Below are 20,463 nucleotides of genomic sequence, written 5' to 3' on the forward strand. Positions count from 1 at the left end.
CCCCGCTTCACTACTCGCTTAGTGCTTGCCCGACTCGATCTCGTCGCGCCGCTCGGCGCGGCCGTCCTCGGACGGCTCCTCGATCGACTTGAAGAAGCCCTTGTCAGCGGGCGGCAGCGCGCCGATGCGGTTCATCTTCTTCGGCACCACCCAGCCGTTGTACTCCAGCTCGGTGTGGCCGTGCTCGTCCGGCTCGGCCAGCGGCTGGTGCACCTCGTAGAAGCGGCCGTTCGGGTCGCGCATCAGGATGCCCGTCTCCAGGCCGTGCGCGAGGACCTCGCGGTCATGCTGCTGCAGACCCAGGCAGATCCGGTACGTCACGTAGTACGCGATGATCGGCAGGACCACGAGCCCGATGCGACCCGCCCAGGTCATGGCGTTCAGGCTGATGTCGAACTTCTCGGCGAACACGTCGTTGCCGCCGGAGATCACGCCGATGATCCAGAAGACCACGACCATGACGCCCAGGCTGGTGCGGCCCGCGTTGTCGCGCGGACGCTGCAGCAGGTTGTGGTGCCCGCGGTCCTTCGTGAACCGCCGCTCCAGCGCCGGGTACAGCAGCGGCAGCATGACGGAGAGGCCCATGCCCACGATGCCCGGCCAGAACACCGGCGGCAGCGTGAAGTACGGCGGGATGCGCAGTTCCCACGCGGGGAACAGGCGGATCAGGCCGTCCAGGTACATGACGTAGAAGTCGGGCTGCGAGGCCGAGGAGACGACCGAGACCTCGTAGGGGCCGAAGAGCCAGATCGGGTTGATCTGGAACAGGCCCGCCATCGCCCCGAGGACGCCCCAGATGAACAGCATGAAGCCGACCTGCTTCATGACATAGTTCGGGAACATCCGGAAGCCCACCACGTTGTGCTCGGTGCGGCCCGGGCCGGGCCACTGCGTGTGCTTCTGCGCGAACACGAGACCGATGTGGACCGTGATCAGCGCCAGGATCAGCAGCGGGAACACGAACACGTGGATGATGTAGAGCATCGAGATGACGCTGGTACCGGGGAACTGGCCGCCGAACAGCGCCGCCGAGGCCCAGGGACCGATGAACGGGATCGACTCGGTCATGCCCTCCATGATGCGCAGACCGGTGCCGGAGAGGCCGTCGTCCGGCAGCGAGTAGCCGAAGAAGCCCTCGAAGAAGCCGAGCCAGAACAGCACGATGCCGATCATCCAGTTCGTCTCGCGCGGCGCGCGGAACGCGCCGGTGAAGAAGATCCGGAGCATGTGGACCAGGATCGACGCCATGAACAGCAGGGTCGACCAGTGGTGCATCTGGCGCATGAACAGGCCGCCGCGCACCTCGAACGAGAGGTCCAGGGCCGAGGCGTAGGCCTGCGACATCTCGACGCCCTGCAGCGGCACGTACGCGCCGTTGTAGGTCACCTCGACCATCGAAGGCTCGAAGAACAGCGCCAGGAACGTGCCCGAGAGCAGCAGCAGGATGAACGAGAACAGTGCGATCTCGCCCAGGAGGAAGGACCAGTGGTCCGGGAAGACCTTGTTGAACAGGATTCTGGCCGGCAGGGCGAGCTTGAAGCGGTCGTCGAGCTCGCCGCCTGCCTTGGTCAGCAAGCTGTCACTCGTGCCTTTGCGGCGTTTCACTTCTCATCCTCCTCGGGGAGGGACGGGCGGTTCCAGAACGCCGGCCCCGGGGGCACCAGGAAGTCCGACTTCGCGATGAAGAAGCCTTCCTCGTCGACGGTGAACGGCAGCATCGGCAGGTGCCGGGTGGCCGGTCCGAAGACGGGAGCGGCGTTGTCCACCACGTTGAACTGGGACTGGTGGCACGGGCACAGCAGGCGCTGGCTCTGCTGCTCGTAGAGGCTGGTCGGGCAGCCGACGTGGGTGCAGATCTTCGAGTAGGCCACGAAGTTGCCCCACAGGGCCTCGACGTCCTGGTACATCGGGTACAGGTTGCCGCGCAGGACTTCAGCGTCGGCGTCCCGCAGGTGGATGAGCAGGACCGGCGAGGTCGGGAACTGGTTGGTCGCGCCGTGGTCGATGGCCGGGTAGACGGTGATCTGACCGCCGACCGAGACCATGTCCGGGCGGACCAGGGCGCCGTCCTTCATCATGAAGCGGACCGGCTCGCCGTTGTTGTTCTTCTCGGCGTTCCAGCCGGTGACGGTGAGCATGTCGCCCGGGTCCTTGATGAGCGCGCCCAGCGGGGCGATCGCGGCCAGGCCGAGCGGGGCGGCACCCAGGAGGGCGGCCTTCACCAGGAACGGCCGGCGCTTGAGGCCCATGTCCTCGACCATGTTGTCGACGGTCGCCTCGGCGATCTTACGGTCGTCCGAAGTCGAGCCGCCGTCGTGGCGGTCCTGCACCAGCTCCTCGACCGGGAGCAGCTTCTTCGCCCAGGTGAGCACGCCGACGGCGAAGAACAGCAGCGAGAGTCCGAGCGTGGTGCCGAGCACCGGGGTGTACCAGGTCTGGAGGTCGCGCCAAGAGGCAGCGCCCTCGTACTCCCAGGGCCACCAGATGTAGGCCGCCACGAACGCCGTCGCGAAGAGGCCGGAGAACAGGAACAGGCCGCTGACGATGCGCTCCATGCGCTTCTCGGCTTTGGTCCCCGGCTTCGCGAAGCGCGGCTCGTAGTGAATGATCTCGATGTCGTCGCGACGCAGGCCCTCTTTGTAGACCTCGAAGCGGCTGAGCTTCGGGTTGCTCAGGTCCACCGGTTCGGGCGGGTTGCTGTCGTTGTGGGCACTCACGATTTACCTGCAATCCAGAGCGTGGTCAGCAGGAGCGCGGTCATGCCGACCAGGAAGATGGCCAGTCCTTCGGTGGCCGGTCCGAAACGGCCGAGAGTGAACACCCCGCCCGGGTCCCTGTCCTCGTTCACGAGGTACTGGACGTAGGCGATGAGCTCGGCCTTCTGCTCGGGGGTGAGCTCGTTGTCGGCGAAGACCGGCATGTTCTGCGGGCCGGTGAGCATCGCCTGGTAGATCTCCTCGTTGCTGACGCCCTCGAGCGAGGGCGCGTGCGCGCCGGAGGAGAGTGCGCCGCCGCCGCCGGCGTAGCCGTGGCAGGAGGAGCAGTTGACGCGGTAGAGCTCGCCGCCCTCGGCCACATCGGCCTCTTCGACCATCGCGTCGAGGTCGTCGGGGGTGCCGGCGCCGCCGCCGAGGTACTCGATGTAGGCCCCGAGCCACGCGGCCTCTTCTTCGGTGAAGACCGGGTAGTCCGTGCGGGGGGCCTGCGCGCCCTGCGCGGCCATCGGCATGCGGCCGGTGTTCACCTGGAACTCGACGGCCGCGGAGCCGACGCCGATGAGGCTCGGTCCGCGCCCTTCGACGCCTTCGCCGTTATCGCCGTGGCAGGTGATGCAGCTGGTGTCGTAGAGTTCCTGGCCCTTGACGGCCTCGGAGTCGATCGCGTTGGCCTCGGACTCCTGGGCGTACAGGCTCGGGGAGAACGCCGAGTAGAGCCCTCCGACGATGACCAGTGCGCCGGTGAACCTGGCCAGCGCGCCGAGGCGCTTGCGCCAGCCTCGCCGGCGTTTCGCTGATGCAGCCACGGTTGTTGCCTCACCTTTTATCTAGCTCTCGGACCGGACAGGGCCCTGTGCGGTCCCGGTTCGGCCGGCGGCCGCCTCCGGGCGGCGGCCGTCGCATTTCTCGGATGCGGCTCCGGCGCGGGGCCGGGGCCTGACTTGCTTCGGGTCAGTTCACAGGCGAACCGGCCGTGGTGTTGTGTCAGTACTGGGCCATCGGAAGGAAGTAGATCACGGCGAAGAGCGCGATCCAGACCACGTCGACGAAGTGCCAGTAGTAGGACACCACGATGGACGCGGTGGCCTGGGCGGGGTTGAAGCGCCCCATCGTCGTCCGGATGAGGTAGACGATGAAGGCGACGAGGCCGCCGGTCACGTGGAGACCGTGGAAGCCGGTCGTCAGGTAGAACATGGTCCAGTAGCCGTCGGCGGAGATGGAGTGGCCTTCGGTGACCAGGTTCCGGTACTCGTTCACCTGGCCGAGGACGAAGACGAGTCCCATCACGAACGTGACCGCGAACCACAACCGCAGTTTGTAGACGTCGCCCTGCTCGGCGGCGAAGACGCCCAGCTGGCAGGTGACCGACGAGGCCACGAGGATCACGGTGAACACCAGCGCGTAGGGGATCTCGAGGTGGTGGTAGCCCTCCTCGAACATCCCGGGGGCGGCGGCCTGGATGGAGAAGTACATCGCGAACAGGCCCGCAAAGAACATCAGTTCGCTGCTCAACCACACGATGGTGCCGACACTGACGACGTTGGGCCGCGTCAGTGAGTGGATACGGCTGGGGTCGATAGTTGCTTCGGCGGCAGTCACGCGCACATTATTACGGTCCGGCGGGCCCAAGCTGCGCATGGGGTGTGTTTTTCGCGCGTGTTGCCCGGCGGTAAGCTCCCAGGCTTCTCACAACGTGTGCCCAGGTCATTCGAGGTTCGGCCAATGTGGGCACTCGATTCGCGGGAAGTGGCCGCGCCGGTCTTCCCATTTCAGTGTGGCCGGTTTAATATGCGAGGCGTGACTACCTCAACGTCTGAGTACGCGGTCCTGCTGTACAGCCATCGACCCGCGGTCATCGAGCAGATGCGCTCGGCGATCGGCGAGGAGCCGGTGGAGGGGGTGAGGATCGAGTTCGCCGTCGCGGGCGAGTACGACGAGGCGGTGTCGCTGATCGACAGGTACGCCGTGGATCTGGTGCTGCTCGACGGCGAGGCGCAGCCCGCGGGCGGGCTGGGGATCGCCCGGCAGCTGCGGGACGAGTTCGACGAGCCGCCGACGCTGGCCGTCGTGGTGGCGCGGGCCGCGGACCGGTGGCTGGCGGCCTGGTCGCGGGCGGATGCGGTGCTCATGCACCCCCTCAACCCCGTGACAACCGGGCAAACGGTTGTAGACTTGCTGGTCAGCCGCGCAGAAGGCGTGGCGCCGGCGCAGCGCGCCGCCTGACCTCTCCCTTCTCAGGAGTCCTTATGTCTAGTGCGACCTGGCCTGACGTTCTCGGCCGCCTTTCGAACGGCGACCACCTCGATGAGGCCAGCGCGGACTGGGCGATGGCCCAGATCATGGCGGGCAACGCCGATCCGGCGCAGCTGGCGGCGTTCGCGGTGCTGCTGCGTTCAAAGGGTGAGACGCCGGAGGAGATCGGGGCGATCGCGGGCCGGATGCTGGCGGAGACGACGCGTCTGGACCTGTCCGACCTGGGTGTCGCGGTGGACATCGTGGGGACCGGCGGCGACGGTTCGAACTCGGTGAACATCTCGACGATGGCGGCGATCGTGGCCGCGGCGTCGGGTGTGCCGGTGATCAAGCACGGGAACCGCTCGGCTTCGTCGAGCGTGGGTTCGGCGGATCTGCTGGAGGCGTTGGGCGTCGATCTGGAGGCCACGGCGGAGCGGGTCGAGGCGTCGGTGCGGGAGATCGGGATCGGGTTCTGCTTCGCGCGGACGTTCCACCCCGGGATGCGGCACGCGGGGCCGGTGCGGGCCGCGCTGGGTATTCCGACGGTGTTCAACCTGCTCGGGCCGCTGACGAATCCGGGGCAGCCGGCGGCGGGTCTGATCGGCTGCGCGGACCCGGTGAAGGCGCCGCTGATGGCGCAGGTGTTCGCGGCGCGGGGCGCTTCGGTGTTCGTGGTGCGCGGCGACGACGGTCTGGACGAGATCTCGACTTCGGCGACGACCTCGGAGTGGGTCGTGTCGGGCGGGCGGGTCTCGCAGGGTTCGATCGACATCGAGGAGTTCGGTCTGGTGCAGGCCGGGCCGGAGGCGCTGCGGGGCGGCGACATCGAGTTCAACACGGCGGTGGCGCGCGAGGTGTTCGCGGGCGGGAACCGGCCGGTGCGGGACGCGGTGCTCATCAACGCGGCGGCGGCCCTGGCGTCGCGGCAGGGCCTGATCGACGGTGTCGATCTGCATGATGTGAAGACTCGCAAGGGCCTGCTGGAGTCGAACCTGCTGTTGGCGGCGAAGGCGATCGACGACGGCAAGGCGACCGAGCTGGTCGAGCGCTGGGCCGAGTTCAGCAGGAATTGATGCGAGCGGGCTGCCGCTGCGCGTGTGGTTCGCAGGGGCTTTGAAGTGTCGATGTCACGGACATATCGCTTATGTCGGTCGTATATGAAACGTCAAGGGCGGGAGGCGCATTGTGCCTCCCGCCCTTTCGCGTGTCCGTGTCACGTGTACTTCTTGAGCTCGTCCTCGGAGGGGAGCGAGGTCGGTTTCGATTGCGGCAGTTCGGTTCTGATGAGGACGCAGCCGCATTCCTCGCAGCGGATGACCTCGTCGACGGGGGCCGACTTGATCGGGATCATGTCGGCCGGGGACTTCTCGAGCCGGCAGGAGCCGCAGCGGCGGCCGACGAGTTCGGCGGCGGCGATGGGCTGCTTCGCGTGGATGCGCTCGTAGAGCTCCACGAGTCGGTCGGGGATGTTGATGACGAGCGCTTCGCGTGTGGAGGTCGCGTCGGCCGTCTCGGTGTCGATCTCGCCGAGCTGTCGGCCGCGGTCGGCCTCGGCGTCGGCGAGGACCTGGCGCGACTCCTCGACCTGGCGGCGGACGTCGGTGAGTTCGGCTTCGAGTCCTTCGCGGCGTTCCATGAGCTCGAGCTGGTCGTCTTCGAGGGTGCCCTGGCGGCGGGCGAGGGACTCGAGTTCGCTCTGCAGCCCTTCGAGCTCCTTCGCGGTGGCGGCGCCTGAGGCCATGCGGGCGCGGTCGTTGTCGGCGCGCTTGGTGACGAGCTCGACTTCGCGTTCGACGCGTTCGATGTCGCGGTCGAGGTCGGCGAGATCGCCCGTGAGGTTCGCGGCCTTGTCGGCGAGGGCGCGCTGGCGCTGGACGGCCGTGGCGTAGGCCGGGTCGGCGTCGAGTTTCTTGCGGCGCTGGCCCAGCTGGGTGAGCTGGGTGTCGACCGCCTGGAGTTCGAGCAGTCGGCGCTGATCGAAAAGGTCGGCTTTCAACCTAGTTCACCCCGGTTTTCTGGTGGATGGTCCACGGGTCGGTGTCGAGGTCGGAGACGAGGACGTCGTCGACCAGACGGGACAGTTGCTCGGCAACGATATCGAGCCACGGTCGCTCGGTGGCCCAGTGGGCGGCGTCGATGAGTGCCGGGCCGCTCCGGGCGAGGTGCTCGCTGGCGGGATGGTGGCGGAGATCGGCGGTCAGGTAGGCGTTCGCGCCCGCCGCGGCCGCGTCGGCGAGGTAGGAGTCGCCGGCGCCGCCGCAGACGGCGACGGTGCTGATCTGCCGGTCGGGGTCGCCCGCGGCGCGGACGCCGCTGACGGTGGGCGGGAGGGTTTTCGCGGCGCGTTCCAGGAGCGCGCCGAGGGTGAGCGGTGCGGGGAGGCGCCCGATGCGGCCGATGCCGCGGCCGGAGCCGTGGTGCTCGGCGTCCGTGAGCGGTCGCAGGGGCCTGAGGTCGACGAGGCCGAGCCGGTCGGCGAGGGCGTCGGAGACGCCCGGGTTCGCGACGTCGGCGTTGGTGTGGGCGACGTAGAGGCCCATGCCGGATTCGATGAGGGTGTGGACGAGGTCGCCCTTGTAGTCGCCGGCGGGGTCGAGGCTGGAGACGCCGCGCAGCAGGAGGGGGTGGTGGGCGACGATGAGGTCGCAGTCGTTCTCGATGGCCTCGATGACGGTGGCGGGCAGGACGTCCACGACGCAGAGGATCCTGCGGACGGAGTTGCCGCCGCGGCCGCAGACGAGTCCGACCCGGTCCCACTCCTCGGCCCAGCGGCGCGGGTACAGGTCGTCGAGTACAGCGGTGATCTCGCTGAGCGTGCGCATCTTTGCAGTTTAGGGCCTGTCCGGCGGATCCGGCAGCGGCGGTATCCGAGTCCGTTCGCTCGCTCGCTCACCGGCTCGCAGGCGTCGCCGAGACCGCGGAGGGCCCTCCCGATACCGGTGTTGTATCGGGAGGGCCGACGACGCGGTACGGCGGGCCACTGGGCCGGATGGCGGCCGCCCGGATCCGCCGGACAGGCCAGGCCCTGAGGCGGTGCCCGGAGCTCGAGCAGCGTGGCTCCGGGCACCGTCGCCCTCGACGAGGCTTCCGCGCCGTGAATGCGGCTCGCGGCTTGCCGGTGCAGCCGATGGAGGCCCCTCAGTTCAGGGCGCCGACCTCCTCGGCGAGTCGGCGCAGGTCTTGGGCGGGTTCGCCTTTGGTGCGGTGCAGGATCTGGTCGATGAGCTCGATCGCGACCGGGCGGCAGCGCACCTCGGCCGGGGCGTGGCGGTCGGCCGTCACGAGGTGGCGACTGGCCCGTTCCATGTCCCCCACCTGGACGCATGCGCGCGTCATGTCGAGGTGGTGGTGCGCGCGCCGCTCGGCCACGAGGTCGGCCAGCGCGGCCGGCGGGATGCGGTCGTGGACGGCGAGGGCGTCGCCGCCTTCGCCGAGTTCGACGAACGCGGCGGCGCGGTGGAGCATGACGTTGGTCGGCCCGAAGGACGTGTAGTAGTAGTTGGCGTCGCGGCCGAGGATGTTGGCGGCGCGGGAGGCGCTGTCGAGCAGGTCGCCGCTGGTGGTGCCGTCACCGGCGAGGGCGGCGGCCATGGCGCCTTGGAGGAGGAGCGCGCCGTAGACGCTGATCTCGGCGGGACTGGAGGTCTCGCCGCCGGTCTCGGAGATGAGGCCGTAGGCGACTTGGACGTTGAGGTCGAGCGCGGCCTGGTGGCGTCCGAGTGCTCTGAGCGCGTTGGCGACTCGGGTGGTGGCGATGCCGGCGAGGAGCGGGTCGTTGCCGCGGTTGGCGGCTGAGATGGCGCGGTCGGCGGCGAGCCAGGCGAGTTGGGCCTCGCCGAGTTTGCGCAGGACCGTGGAGGCGATCTGGTACACCTGCGTCATGAGTTCGGCGGCGTCGGCGCTGCTGCCGCCGACGGGCCGGTCCTCGGCGACGGGCGTGTCGCGCAGGAGTTGGATGAGCGAGCGGGCGACGACGGGGTAGTGGCCTTTCTCGAAGGCGAGCCAGCAGTAGTTGACCGATCCGCGGAGTTCGGGGATCGGGGTGGATTCGATCGGGGCGGCTTCGAGGAAGCGGCCGAGGCGTTCGTAGCGTTCGAGGGATTGGCGGATGGATTCGACTTCGACCTGGTCGAGGCAGCCGCCGAGGCCGGGGCGCCGTTTGGGTTCGCGGCCGAGCAGCTGCCCGGCGTCGATGCTGAGGGCTTCGGCGAGTTCGGTGATGACCGAGTACTTGTCGAGGCGGCGGACGCCGCGTTCGATCTTGTCGACCCAGCTCTTGGACTTGCCGATGCGATCGGCGAAGACCTGCTGGGACATGCCTCGGCGTTGTCGCCAATAGGCGACGCGCCGTCCCATCGGTTGCGTTTCGGACTCCATGTCAGACCCCACCGTCTATATAGGAGTTGGTTTGCGGATACAGGTTGCGTCGTGCGGTGTTCGGTTGCGGCGGCCGTTCCTCCGGCCATGAGTCACGGCCGCCTCGTCGGGGCGCCGGCGGTTGTCAGCTGTGCTCGGTTGTCTTGACCCGCACGGGTCCGGTGTCCTTTGGGGCGCAGCCCTTCGGTGACTCCGGGAGTTTGTCGCCTTGGCGTTCCGACATGAACTGTTTACCGTCTTTTCCCTTCCGGCACAACGGCCGCCAGCTGCCAATATCACGCTGTGCTTGAAGCCGCTTACAGTGTTGCTCGGCCGCGGCGGCGGATAGCCGGTTATCAGGGGTTATGCCGGGTTTCGGTCGCCCGTTCGCGGGAAATCTGCACATGCAACGTGTCGATTCAAGAGCCTGGATCGTTGTGTCAGATATGAGACACAACCGAGTCGTCGCGCGTCGCGAACATCGACGCGCCTTCCGCAGGGCCTTCTTGACGGCCGCCATCGCCACCGCGGCGGCATCCGCGCTGGGCTACGCGATCGCGTTCTCGCCACTCGCCGGGTGGGCGACGATGGGCGTCGCCGCGGCGCTGACCGCGACCCTCTGGGTGGAGTCGCGCAGCGGCCGGACCGCCTCGGCGCCGCCGGTCACCACCGTCGCCTTCCTCGGTCAGCAGGGCGACGACTGAGCGCGGCCCGCTGCCGGCACCGCGCTCCCCCGAAAGGCCCGGCGCACGGACAGCGGCGGCCGCTCCACCAGGCGGCCGCCGCATCGCCGTTCAGATAAGCCGAGGCGGACCACCAGGCACTTGCCGCCCTGGTAGACGCCGCCGTCGACGTTGAGCACCAGTCCGTCGCAGTAGCGGCGGGCCTGTGTGACCTGGCCCGGCTCCAGCTCGGTCGTGTCGGGGATCGTCGAGTGGCCGTGCACGAGTTCCTCGCCGCCGAACGAGCGGAGCATCCCCCGCACCCGCGCGGGACCGTCGGGGCCCATGAACTCGTGGCGGCGGGTCAGCTCCCGGAACAGCTGCCACCACTCCTCCGGCTCGTCGCCGGCCATGATCGTGCGGACGGCCGAGTTCACGGCCTCCTCGCTGCGGCCGTAGCCGAGGTACGACTCGGTGTCGGCGTGCACGAGGAGGGCGTCGCCCGCGACGTGGAGCACGCGCCGGGTCTCGAGCCACTTCACCTCGTCGTCGGTGAGGTCGCCGAGCTCGTCCTCGAAGCCGCCGTTGAGGACCCACCAGTGCAGGAACTGGCGGTCGTGGCCGTCGACGTCGGTGAAGGACGCGGCGCCGAAGCGGCGCGAGCCGAGCAGCAGCACCTCGTGGTTGCCGATGAGCGTGTCCACGTGCCCGCCCTCGGCCGCGGCCTGCCCGGCGAGTCCGCGCAGCAGCCGCACGACGGCCACACCCTCCTCGCCGCGGTCGAACAGGTCGCCGAGAATCCACAGGCGAGCGTCGCCGCCCGTCCATTTCGCCTTCTCGTCCACCAGTCCGCGATCTCGCAGCGACTCGACGAGCGCGTCGTAATGGCCATGGATGTCGCTGGCCACGAACAGCGGACTGGTTTCAGACATGGGCTCGATATTAATGCGGCGCGGACCCTGGCGGTGAAGTTGTGGGCCGCCGTCTTCTCCGGCCGCACCGTCCGCGGGCCGCAACCCGCATTGCGCTTGCCGACCGGCAAGGGCCCGGAATAGGATTCGGCCACCGCCACTATCCGCCGGACCGTGGGCGCGTCCGCCCGCGGGCCGCCGCCCGCCGCTGTCGCCAGCGCCGGTCCGAACGCAGCGAGGAGCCTCCGTGACCGAGAACCCGTTCCTGTCCCCCTCTGACCTTCCCTACCAGCTCCCGCCGTTCGCGGCGGTCGCGACCGAGCACTACCTGCCCGCGTTCGAGCAGGGCATGGCCGAGCAGCTCAAGGCCGTCGACGCGATCGCCACGAACACCGAGGAGCCGACCTTCGCGAACACGGTCGTGGCGCTGGAGCGGTCCGGTCTCGGCACGCTCAAGCGGGTCTCCCTGGTGTTCTTCAACAAGCTGTCCTCGGACACCGACGACGGCCTGAACGCGATCGAGTCCGAGATCAGCCCCAAGCTCGCCGCGCACGCGGACAAGATCCTGCTCAACGCGGCGCTGTTCGCGCGCATCGAGGCGCTCTGGGAGCAGCGCGAGCGGCTGGGCCTCGACGAGCAGGACGAGCGGCTGCTGGAGCGGTACCGGACCGAGTTCGTGCGCGGCGGCGCCGCCCTCGACGCGGCCGGCAAGGAGCGGCTCTCGGCGATCAACACCGAGCTGGCCGAGCTCGCCTCCAAGTTCAACCAGCAGATCCTCAACGACATCAACGACGCGGCCGTGCACGTCACCGACCGCGCCGAGCTCGACGGGCTCGGCGAGGACCAGATCGGCGCCGCCGAGGCCGCCGCCAAGGAGCGCGGCCTCGACGGCTGGCTCATCACGCAGTCGAACTTCTCGCGCCACCCGCTCTTGGAGGACCTGAAGGACCGGGGGCTGCGGGAGCGGCTGTACAAGGCCACGATCGGGCGCGGCGCCGGGAACGCCGAGACGCTGCTGCGGATGGTGCGCCTGCGCGCCGAGAAGGCGCGGCTGCTCGGCTTCGAGCACTTCGCCGCGTACATCGCCGCGGACCAGACCGCCGGGAACGCCGGGATCATCGGCGAGCGCCTCGCCGGGCTCGCCGAGGCGTCGGTGCGCAACGCCCGCCGCGAGGCGGCCGAGCTCCAGGCCGTGATCGACGGCGACGGCGGCGGCTTCCAGCTCGCCGCGTGGGACTGGTCGTTCTACGCCAAGCAGGTGCGCCAGGCCAAGTACGGCTTCGACGCCGAAGCGCTCAAGCCGTACCTCGAACTCGAGCGCGTGCTCGTCGACGGCGTCTTCTACGCCGCGGAGCAGGAGTTCGGCCTCACCTTCGAGAAGCGGGAGGACCTGGCCGGGTACCACCCCGAGGCCACGGTGTGGGAGGTCTTCGACGACGGCGAGCCGCTGGGCCTGTTCGTGGGCGACTTCTTCACGCGCGACTCGAAGAAGGGCGGCGCGTGGATGAACCCGCTCGTCGTCCAGTCCGACCTCACGGGCGACAAGCCGGTGGTGGTCAACAACCTCAACGTCGTCAAGCCCCCTGAGGGGCAGCCCGCGCTCGTCACGGTCGACAACGTGACGACCCTGTTCCACGAGTTCGGGCACGCCCTCCACGGACTGCTCTCGGCGTGCCGCTACCCGAAGACCTCGATGACCTCGACGCCGCGCGACTTCGTCGAGTACCCGTCGCAGGTCAACGAGATGTGGGAGGACTGGCCGGAGGTCGTCCAGCACTACGCGCGCCACCATGAGACCGGCGAGCCCGCCCCCGCCGAGTTGATCGCGCAGTGGAAGGCCGCCGGGAAGTTCGGCGAGGGCTTCGCGTCCACCGAGTACCTCGGCGCGGCGCTGCTCGACCAGGCCTGGCACCGGCTCACCCCCGAGGAGGTGCCGGACGGCGGCGGCGACGCGCACGCGGTCGTGGAGGCCTTCGAGCGCAAGGCCCTCGAGGACGCCGGGATCTACATGCCCGAGATCGCGCCGCGCTACCGCTCGGGCTACTTCGCGCACATCTCGATCGGCTACGCCGCCGGGTACTACTCGTACATCTGGTCGGAGATCCTCGACGCCGACACGGTGGAGTGGTTCAAGGAGAACGGCGGCCTCACCCGCGAGAACGGCGACCACTTCCGCGCCACCCTGCTCAGCAAGGGCGGTTCGATCGACCCGATGGAGTCCTACCGCCGCTTCCGCGGCCGCGACGCCGAGATCGACCCGCTGCTGGAACGCCGCGGACTGAAATAGGCGAGACGCGGATCGGGCCCGGAGCAACGGCTCCGGGCCCGATCGCATATCCGGGCTCGGTTGTCGACGCTCGCGCGGGGTCCGACACGACCCGTTCCGCGAGGAGCGTCCGAGTCCCTACAGCGCCATCGCCTTCTCCCACGGCGAGGGCACCGGGAAGTACGACTCGAGGAAGCGCCGCATCATCGCCGAGCGCTCGTCCGCCAGGTCCTCGGGGAGCCCTGCGTCGTTGATGCAGAACGTGTCCCGGTCGCGCCGCTCCAGCAGCAGCTCCAACCGCTCGGCCACGTCGGGCATCCCCAGCTCCACGTACGCGTCCTGGGCCTCGCCCGGCACCGCGCGGCCGGTGAAGGACGCGTAGTAGTGCTGCAGGGTCACCGTCGAGACGTCGGTGACGTTCCGGAACGCGCTGCGGGCCGTGCGCGTCAGGTCCTCCGCGAACTCCTTCTCGACCTCGGCGAGCACGCTGCGCTGCAGCGGGTACGGCACGTGCTTCATCATCCGCGAGATGGTCCGCCCGAAGGCCCGTTCCAGGAGCGCCCGGTCGTTCTTGAACGCCGCGTTCGGCGGCGAGTCGGCCGTGCTCACCGGGTCCATCCCGATGAACGTCTGCGCCGGGAAGAACCGCGCGATCCCGCTCGGCTCGAAGAACAGGCGCGGGTCGAGCGGCTTCCCGACGAACATGTCGTCGTTGAAGTACAGGAAGTGCTCCGAGAGCCCCTCGATCCGGTGCAGCTGCGTCTCGATCGCGTGCGAATTGAAGGTGGGCAGGCAGTCCGGGTCGTCGAAAAGGTCGCGGTGGTCCACCACGGTGATCCCCGGGGCGTCCGCGTCGAGCCAGTGCGGGCGCTGCCGGTCGGTCACCAGGTACACGTGGCGCACCCACGGCGCGTTCAAGTGCAGGGACCGCAGCGAGAACCGCAGCTCCTCGCGGTCGTGGAAGCGGGCCGCGTTCGCCGACTCGGCGTGGTAGGGCGACTGGTCGGCCTCGGCGCGGCGGCGCAGCCACGCGTGGTCCGCGCCGTCCACCCACGTGTAGACCACGTCGATCGGGAAGTCCACCAAGTCGAGTCCGGGGCGCGAGAACTCCGGGCGGGTCGACACGTGCGGCATGCCCGCGCGCGGCCCGGCCGCCAGCGCCGTGAAGAGGCGCCCGGGGGCGGTGACCCGGGCGCCGTCGTCGCGGACGACGGGACAGATGCGGTTGTGCCTGGGGGCCAAGAGGTGTCCGTCGTCGGTGGGCGTCCAGAACTCGACGTCGCAGCCGTAGTCGGCGCCGAAGAGGAGTTCGCGGAGGGCGTCGGTCCAGAGCCAGGAGGCGCGGACCATCGGCACGTCGCCCATGTCGGCGCGGCGGGCCCACTGGGGACGGTCGAGGCCGAGCTCGGATTCGCGGAAGGCCGGTTCGGGCGCGGCGAGGCGCCCGCCGGTGGAGTCGCAGAGCATGGCGAGGGCGGTGAGGACGCGCTGGCGGTCGGCGGCGCTGACGGCGAGCACCGGCCTGGTCAGGCTGAAGCCGGGCACGGCGAAGGAGTCGATGCCGGCGGCGGTGAGGATCGCGGTGACGATCTCGAGGTTGCGGCGCCAGACTTCGAGCGGCGTGGGTTCGGCGAGCGTGTAGGCCGGGCGGATCTCGCCCTGGTGGAGGAGATGGGCGGCGGTGAGGTCGGAGAAGTAGCCGTACGGTTCGGTGACTTCGGTGCGGGCCTTGGCGCTCGGTCGCGCCGGCGCGCTGTGCGGTTCCATGGGCCGGGGGTCGGTGAGTTCCACCGCTTCGTGAAGCGGGGGGATGCGTTCTGCCGCTCGGGTTGCGATGCGACGGTCATTGTCTGCGAACAATCGACACCTCCTGACACTCACGGCTTTCGCCGTTCCGGGGTGGACCGGGGCTTGGGACCGGCGGGCGCGGGCAGGTCGTCGCTGACCACGCCTGAACGCCACGTGGCCGGACATTGACACTGCTACCAACAGTAGGCCACAGGCCGGTGACAGCATCGTGTCAGATTCGCGTCGGGGACGTCAACCGCAACGGGCGCCGCCTGAGGCGACGCCCGTTCACAGATTGAGTTGCCTACTCCCCCAAGGGGATTCGCGCTATGTGTTCCCAGGTGTACGTGGCGGCGTCCTCGGATTGGATGACTCGGACGAGATCCACTCCACTGACCGTGATCTCAGTCCTACCCGGGCGAACGTCGCGAAGCTTGTTCTGGATGGCGCCGCGGCGCGGGTCGGCGTCGACGCCGGCGGAGCGGTAGGACAGCGAAACGTGCCCGGGTCCGCCGCAGGGGCGGCCGTAGTCGCCTTCGACGATCTCGTTCACGGCGTCCACACAGGCGTTCACGAGGCTCCGGAACGCGGTGTCGGGGAAAGTGTCGAGCATGATCGCGCCGGTCGCGGCGAGCGCCGGGCCGATGGTGAGCGGGAAGGCCTTGATCTGGGCGGTCTTCTCGCGGAGGCGGTGGATGAGCTTCTCGCGGGTCGCGTCGTCGATCGCCGCGGCGTCGCATTCGACGGAGGCGACGGTGGCGTGGAGCCATTCGAGCGGGACGTGCCGGTCGCCCTCGGCCCGGTCGATGACCCCGCGGTAGGACTCGGCGACGGCCTTGACCTGGTCGAGATCGGTCAGGTACACGTGGAGTTTGGTCCACCCCTCGGGCCAGCGCTGCCCCGAGTCGGGGGCTTCGGGTCCGGTTCCGGGTGCAGATGTGTTCACGGCTGCATCAATGCCTTAGCGCGTTCAAGTGCGGCGGGAGCCCGGGCGGGCGCCGCCGTCGGTCGTTTCCACCGGCACTACGTGCGCGTCCCGGTGGCACCGTTCCGGGAGTCTACCCAGGGGGAGCCACGCTGAAAAGTCGGTTGTCCGGCGCGTCACGTCGGGGAGTCGGCACCGGGGCCCGCAGGTGCACGACGCGGTCGACGATGCCGTCGGGGAGCGGCCGGTGGGTGATCACGATGGTGGTCTTTCCTTCAAGAGCCGCGGCGGCGGTACGGAGTACGCGTTCGGCGGTGGCGGCGTCCAGATGCGCGTCGGGTTCGTCGAGGACGAGCACTTCGCGGTCGGCGAGAAGGCAGCGGGCGAGGGCGATGCGGCCGCGCTCGCCCCCTGAGACGGCGCGGCCGTGCTCGCCGAGGCGGGTCCGGAGGCCGTCGGGGAGGGCGTCGAGCCAGTCGCGGAGGCCGGCCCAGCGGAGGGCGCGGGCGAGGTCCTCGTCGGCGGCGGAGGGCCGGGCGAGGCGCAGGTTCTCGGCGAGCGTGGTGTCGAAGACGTGGGCGTCCTGAGAGCACAGGCCGACGGTGCGGCGGATGTCGTCGCCGTCGTACTCGGCGAGTTCGACGCCGCCGAAGCGCAGGCTGCCCTCGTAGGGCAGGAAGCCCATGAGGGCGGCGGCGAGCGTGGACTTGCCGGAGCCGGACGGGCCCATGACGGCGACGCGCTCGCCGGGCTGCACGGTGAGGTCGAAGCCGTGCAGTGCGGGCGACTCGGCGCCGGGCCAGGTGACGGCGAGGCGCTTGATCTCGATGAAGGGCGGCCCGCCGAGCGGGTTGGGTTCGTACTCCATGGGTTCGACCGGGTCGGGGCGCGGCTCCGGTGCCTGGGTGATCTCGAGGAGGCGGCGGCCGCAGGCCTTGGCGACGGCGGTCTGCTGGGCGGCGGCGGGCAGTGCGAGCACGGATTCGAACGCGGCCAGCGGGACGAGCGCGACGACGGCGAGGAGGACCCCGTCGAGGGTCCCGGCGGCGACGGCCGCAATGCCCGCGGCGAGTGCGCCGACGAGCGCGAAGGCGAGGGCGAGGAGCCCGGCGGCTTCGCCGAGGCCCGTGGTCCAGGCGATGCGGGCGTGAGCGCGGCGGAGCCGGTCGTCGCCTTCCAGGACCCGTTCGAGTGCGGCGGTGTCGGTGCCGGCGGCGACGAGTTCTTCGCGGCCGTGCAGGCAGGCGCGGACGCCTTCGGTGAGGTCGCCCCGTTCGCGGGCGGTGGCGCGCACCGCGTACCGGGAGGACCAGGTGGCGAGCGCGGGGCCGACGAGCGCTGCGGCGAGCAGGCAGGCGCCCAGGATGATTCCGGCGGCGGGCAGGAGCGTCGTCTGGAGGGCGACCGCGCAGACGGAGACGATGACCGCCGAAGCGAGCGGCAGCGCGCCGCGCAGCCACCGGTCCCCCACGCCGTCCACGTCGTCGACGAGCCGTGCCTGGAGGTCACCGGTGCGCCACACCGGGACTCCGGCGGGCGCGAGTCGGACGAGCTTGCGCCACACGGCGATCCGCAGCCGCTCCAGGCCCCGGAAGGCCGCGTCGTGCGAGACGAGGCGTTCGGTGTAGCGGAGCACGCCGCGGCTGATGCCGAACAGCCGCACCGAGGTGATCGCGACCATCAGGTACAGGATCGGCGGCTGCTCCCAGGCGCGCGAGATGAGGTAGCCGGAGACGGCCAGCAGCGCCAGCGCGCTGACCTGCGCGAGGGCGCCGAGGGTCGCGCCGAGGCCGAGCCTCAGGGCGATCGTGTTGCGCAGCTTCACCATTGGACGACCCATCACCAGTCCACCTCTCTGTCGGCGATCGCGCGCACCGCGGGGCGGTGGGAGGCGATCAGGACGGTCCGCTGGTCGCGGTAGGGCGCGAAGGCGTCGAGGACGGCCTGCTCGGTGTCGGTGTCGAGGTGCGCGGTGGGCTCGTCGAGGAGCAGCACCGGCGGGTCGAGCAGGTCGACGCGGAGCAGGAACCGGGCGAGGCCGACCCGGGCGGCCTCGCCCGCGGAGAGGCCCGAGCCGTCGGCGGAGACGGTGCGGGTCGCGGCGGGGGCGTGCGCGGCCGCGATCGCCTTCGCCACGGCGGGATCGGAGGCGCCGTCCGGCACGGCGAGGCGCACGTTCTCGGCGACCGTGCCGTCGATGAGGACCGGCCGCTGCGGGAGCCACGCGATCGAGCGGCGCACCGCCGCGAGGTCGAGACCGGACAGTTCGGTGTCGTCGAACGCGATCGAGCCCGATACGGGCTGCCGGAACCCGACGAGGGACGCCATGAGCGTCGACTTCCCGGCCCCGGATCGGGCGGTGAGGACCGTGGTCCGCCCGGCCGGGATCGTCAGGCTCAGCTCCGGGAGCGGCTGCCGGCCCGGGTAGGCGAAGACGGTGCGGCGGAACATGATCGTCGGCGCACGGCCGAGCGGCGGGTGCGACAGGGCGGCGGAGCTGGTGAGTGCGGCGGAGCCCTTGCCGGTCCGCTGCCCGAGCGCGGCGGCGCTTCGCCTGCCCGCCCGCTGCGAGCGCCCGCCCGCGCCCTGGCCGCTCGCTTCCTCCTCAAGCGCGGCCCCGGTGCGCTCAGGGGCCTCGGCGAGGATCGCGAAGACCTTCTCGGCGGCGGCCAGGCCCTCGGCGCTGGCGTGGTAGTGCGCGCCGACGTTGCGCAGCGGCAGGTACGCCTCAGGGGCGAGGATCAGGACGAGCAGCGCGGTCCGGAGCCCGGCCTCGCCGGTCATGCCGCCCTCGACCAGGTCGATGCCCACGGTCACCGCGAGGACCGCCACGGACAGGCTCGCGGCCAACTCGAGCACCAGCGCCGAGCAGAACGCCACGCGCAGCAGCGACATCGACCGGCGGCGGTAGGCGCCGGTGGTCACCTCGATGGCCCCGACCTGCTTCGAGGCCCGTCCGAACGCCTTGAGCGTCGGCAGCCCGGCCACGAGATCGGCGAAGTGGTGCGCGAGATGGGACGTGGACGCCCATTGGCGTTCGGCGCGGGTGCGCGTGTACCGGCCGATGAGGACGCCGAACAGCGGGATCAGCGGCAGCGTGATGAGGACGATCAGCGCGGCCGGCGGGTAGGCGACGAGCATGACCACGAGGACGCCGACCGGCACGACCACCGCGAGCACGAGCTGCGGCAGGTAGCGCGCGAAGTAGTCGTCCAACGCGTCGATGCCGCGCACCAGCAGCGCGGCCGTCTCGCCGGTGTGGCGGTTCCCCGAGGGCAGGCGCATGAGCCGCTCCAGCGCCTGGCGGCGCAGCCCGGACTTGACGACCGCGCCGGCGCGGTGCGCGGCGGCTTCCTGCACCGACGCGAGCAGCGCCCGCAAGGTGAGGACCGCCGCGAGCGCGATGAGCTGCGGCGTCAGGGAGTCGACGCTCCGGCCTCCGGCGAACGCGCCCGCGATGAGGCTCGCGGTGAGCCAGGCGCCCGCGACGACGCACGCGGTGCGGGCGACGCCGAGGGCGGCGCACACGCCGATGAAGAGGGTCGCGCCGCGCGCGCGGTGCAGCAGGCGGCGGTCGACGTTCGCGGGTCTCGGTGCGAGGGTCGTCATGCCGGGATGCTCTCCGTGCTCACGCGCTTGCGGAAGACCCAGTAGGACCAGCCCTGGTAGAGCAGGACCACCGGGAGGAACACCACCGCGGCCCAGGACATGATGCCCAGCGTCTTGTCGGTGGCGGCGGCGTTCTCGTGGGTGAGGCTGTTCGCCGCATCCGAAGTGGACGGCAGCACGTTCGGCCACAGGGCGCAGAACAGGGCGGCCGAGGCGAGGCCGATCGTCAGTGCCGTAGCGGCGAAGGCCCAGCCGCCGCGGCCCGTGTAGTCGAGCACCAGACCCGTCAGCAGCGCGAGCACCGCGAGGACGATGAGCACCAACGTGATCGCGTTGCCGTGCGAGGCCTGCGTCCAGATCAGGAACGCCAGCGCCGGGAGCGCGGTCGCCGCGCCGAGCCTGATCCCGAGGGCCCGGGCCCGCTCGGAGAGCTCCCCGGCGGTCTTGAGATGCAGGAAGTACGCGCCGTGGGTGCTGAAGAGCAGCAGCGTGGTCAGACCGCCCAGGAGCGCGTAGCCGTTGAGCAGGCCCCAGATGGAGCCCGTGTAGTCGAAGCCCGCGTCGAGCGGCACGCCGCGCACGATGTTCGCGACCACGACGCCCCACAGGAACGCGGGCACGACCGAGCCGGCCACGATGCACCGGTCCCAGCGGCGCCGCCACTGGGCGGTGTCGCCCTTGCCGCGGTACTCGAACGCGACGCCGCGGACGATCAGCCCGAGGAGGATCGCGAAGAGCAGCAGGTAGAACCCGGAGAACAGGCTCGCGTACCAGTGGGGGAACGCCGCGAACATGGCGCCGCCCGCGGTGATGATCCAGACCTCGTTGCCGTCCCAGACCGGGCCGATCGTGTTGATGAGCGCCCTTCGCTCACGGTCGTCGCGGCCGAGCACCGGGAGCAGCGTCCCGACGCCGAAGTCGAAGCCCTCCAGGATGAAGTACCCGGTGAACAGGACAGCGACGGCTGTGAACCAGATCGTCGTCAATTCCATGA

The 20,463-nt window shown here is 70.2% G+C and carries 17 protein-coding genes; 4 read left to right on the forward strand and 13 right to left on the reverse strand.

The window, feature by feature from the left end; all coding sequences use genetic code 11:
• Positions 1 to 18: 18 nt before the first annotated feature.
• The 4 genes from JHY01_RS23120 to JHY01_RS23135 form a co-directional block, all read right to left on the reverse strand.
• Positions 19 to 1,605, reverse strand: coding sequence for a ubiquinol-cytochrome c reductase cytochrome b subunit (locus JHY01_RS23120; protein ID WP_205328072.1), 1,587 nt, complete (start codon positions 1,603 to 1,605; stop codon positions 19 to 21).
• On the reverse strand, positions 1,602 to 2,717 hold the full coding sequence (locus tag JHY01_RS23125; RefSeq protein WP_205328073.1) for a ubiquinol-cytochrome c reductase iron-sulfur subunit: 1,116 nt from the start codon (positions 2,715 to 2,717) through the stop codon (positions 1,602 to 1,604). Before JHY01_RS23125 ends, JHY01_RS23120 begins: the two co-directional genes overlap by 4 nt.
• Positions 2,714 to 3,523 (reverse strand): c-type cytochrome, encoded by an 810-nt coding sequence (locus JHY01_RS23130; protein ID WP_205328074.1) that lies wholly within the window; start codon positions 3,521 to 3,523, stop codon positions 2,714 to 2,716. The genes JHY01_RS23125 and JHY01_RS23130 overlap by 4 nt, the downstream gene beginning before the upstream one ends.
• A gap of 178 nt (positions 3,524 to 3,701) precedes the next feature.
• Positions 3,702 to 4,316 carry a heme-copper oxidase subunit III gene (locus JHY01_RS23135; protein ID WP_374199581.1) on the reverse strand — a complete coding sequence of 205 codons (615 nt, stop codon included), beginning with the start codon at positions 4,314 to 4,316 and terminating at the stop codon, positions 3,702 to 3,704.
• A gap of 264 nt (positions 4,317 to 4,580) precedes the next feature.
• On the opposite strand from JHY01_RS23135, the gene JHY01_RS23140 reads away from it, so the two are divergent.
• Positions 4,581 to 4,940 carry a hypothetical protein gene (locus JHY01_RS23140; protein ID WP_240193164.1) on the forward strand — a complete coding sequence of 120 codons (360 nt, stop codon included), beginning with the start codon at positions 4,581 to 4,583 and terminating at the stop codon, positions 4,938 to 4,940.
• 23 nt (positions 4,941 to 4,963) lie between these two features.
• Positions 4,964 to 6,025 (forward strand): anthranilate phosphoribosyltransferase, encoded by a 1,062-nt coding sequence (gene trpD / locus JHY01_RS23145; RefSeq protein WP_205328076.1) that lies wholly within the window; start codon positions 4,964 to 4,966, stop codon positions 6,023 to 6,025.
• Between the two features lie 140 nt (positions 6,026 to 6,165).
• Here the strand turns inward: trpD and JHY01_RS23150 are convergent, their stop codons facing one another.
• From JHY01_RS23150 to JHY01_RS23160, 3 genes are all read right to left on the reverse strand, one after another.
• Positions 6,166 to 6,948: a zinc ribbon domain-containing protein gene (locus JHY01_RS23150; RefSeq protein WP_205328077.1), complete on the reverse strand. Its 783-nt coding sequence runs from the start codon at positions 6,946 to 6,948 to the stop codon at positions 6,166 to 6,168.
• 1 nt (position 6,949) lies between these two features.
• Positions 6,950 to 7,774, reverse strand: a complete 825-nt coding sequence (locus tag JHY01_RS23155) for a Nif3-like dinuclear metal center hexameric protein (RefSeq protein ID WP_205328078.1) — start codon at positions 7,772 to 7,774, stop codon at positions 6,950 to 6,952.
• A 316-nt stretch (positions 7,775 to 8,090) separates the two neighbouring features.
• Positions 8,091 to 9,329: a helix-turn-helix domain-containing protein gene (locus tag JHY01_RS23160; protein WP_307814546.1), complete on the reverse strand. Its 1,239-nt coding sequence runs from the start codon at positions 9,327 to 9,329 to the stop codon at positions 8,091 to 8,093.
• A 425-nt stretch (positions 9,330 to 9,754) separates the two neighbouring features.
• Here JHY01_RS23160 and JHY01_RS23165 point away from each other — a divergent pair, with 425 nt between their 5' ends.
• A complete protein-coding gene (locus JHY01_RS23165) occupies positions 9,755 to 10,012 on the forward strand; it encodes a hypothetical protein (protein WP_205328079.1) in 258 nt (85 codons plus the stop codon).
• On the opposite strand, the gene JHY01_RS23170 is transcribed toward JHY01_RS23165, so the two are convergent.
• Entirely contained in the window at positions 9,994 to 10,902 is a 909-nt protein-coding gene (locus JHY01_RS23170) for a metallophosphoesterase (protein ID WP_205328080.1), read from the reverse strand. The two genes, JHY01_RS23165 and JHY01_RS23170, sit on opposite strands and share 19 nt — an antisense overlap.
• A gap of 226 nt (positions 10,903 to 11,128) precedes the next feature.
• Here JHY01_RS23170 and JHY01_RS23175 point away from each other — a divergent pair, with 226 nt between their 5' ends.
• The gene (locus JHY01_RS23175; protein WP_205328081.1) at positions 11,129 to 13,168 is read left to right on the forward strand and encodes a M3 family metallopeptidase; all 2,040 of its coding nucleotides are present in this window, start codon (positions 11,129 to 11,131) and stop codon (positions 13,166 to 13,168) included.
• Between the two features lie 117 nt (positions 13,169 to 13,285).
• Here the strand turns inward: JHY01_RS23175 and JHY01_RS23180 are convergent, their stop codons facing one another.
• From JHY01_RS23180 to cydB, 5 genes are all read right to left on the reverse strand, one after another.
• The gene (locus JHY01_RS23180; RefSeq protein ID WP_205328082.1) at positions 13,286 to 14,914 is read right to left on the reverse strand and encodes a stealth family protein; all 1,629 of its coding nucleotides are present in this window, start codon (positions 14,912 to 14,914) and stop codon (positions 13,286 to 13,288) included.
• Between the two features lie 325 nt (positions 14,915 to 15,239).
• Positions 15,240 to 15,881: a 2'-5' RNA ligase family protein gene (locus JHY01_RS23185; protein WP_205328083.1), complete on the reverse strand. Its 642-nt coding sequence runs from the start codon at positions 15,879 to 15,881 to the stop codon at positions 15,240 to 15,242.
• 112 nt (positions 15,882 to 15,993) lie between these two features.
• Positions 15,994 to 17,688, reverse strand: a complete 1,695-nt coding sequence (gene cydC, locus JHY01_RS23190; RefSeq protein WP_205328084.1) for a thiol reductant ABC exporter subunit CydC — start codon at positions 17,686 to 17,688, stop codon at positions 15,994 to 15,996.
• An 11-nt stretch (positions 17,689 to 17,699) separates the two neighbouring features.
• On the reverse strand, positions 17,700 to 19,469 hold the full coding sequence (gene cydD / locus JHY01_RS23195; RefSeq protein WP_205328085.1) for a thiol reductant ABC exporter subunit CydD: 1,770 nt from the start codon (positions 19,467 to 19,469) through the stop codon (positions 17,700 to 17,702).
• Positions 19,466 to 20,461: a cytochrome d ubiquinol oxidase subunit II gene (gene cydB, locus JHY01_RS23200; RefSeq protein WP_205328086.1), complete on the reverse strand. Its 996-nt coding sequence runs from the start codon at positions 20,459 to 20,461 to the stop codon at positions 19,466 to 19,468. The genes cydD and cydB overlap by 4 nt, the downstream gene beginning before the upstream one ends.
• Positions 20,462 to 20,463: the final 2 nt, after the last annotated feature.

This window comes from Glycomyces sp. YM15, assembly GCF_016918015.1.
Taxonomy (GTDB): domain Bacteria; phylum Actinomycetota; class Actinomycetes; order Mycobacteriales; family Micromonosporaceae; genus Glycomyces.